We start from the raw sequence: 430 nt of genomic DNA on the forward strand, positions 1-430 counted from the left end.
TCCTTGCCCTTGGGCAGCGTAGCATTGACCTTGCCGAAATTCACGTAAGGCCCGTATTTGCCGTCGCGCACGACGATCTTGCCGCCGCCATCGGGATGGTCGCCAAGCTCCTTCAGCGCTGCGGCAGTACCGCCATTGCGGCCGCCCTTGCCCTTCAGCTGCTTCTCGGCGATCACCGATACGGCGCGGTTGAGGCCGATCGAGAACACGTCCTCGATGCTTTCGAGATTGGCATAGGTGCCGTCATGCAGCACGAACGGGCCGTAGCGGCCGAGCCCGGCTGAGATCATCTTGGCGGTTTCCGGATGCTGGCCGACATCGCGCGGCAGCGACAGCAGCGCCAGCGCCTTTTCGTGGTCGATCGACTCGGCCGTCCAGCCCTTGGGCAGGCTGGAACGCTTGGCCTCCTTGCCGTCGCCACGCTGCAGAT

At 64.4% G+C, this 430-nt stretch carries 1 protein-coding gene; it reads right to left on the minus strand.

Going from position 1 to position 430, the window contains the following annotated elements; all coding sequences use genetic code 11:
- Positions 1 to 430, minus strand: a 430-nt coding sequence (locus tag EN964_RS37140; protein WP_281059617.1) for a topoisomerase C-terminal repeat-containing protein, incomplete at both ends; no start/stop codon positions are given.

Origin of the sequence: Mesorhizobium sp. M7A.F.Ca.CA.001.10.2.1, assembly GCF_003998575.1 — a bacterium.
In the GTDB taxonomy this organism is placed as follows: Bacteria; Pseudomonadota; Alphaproteobacteria; order Rhizobiales; family Rhizobiaceae; genus Mesorhizobium.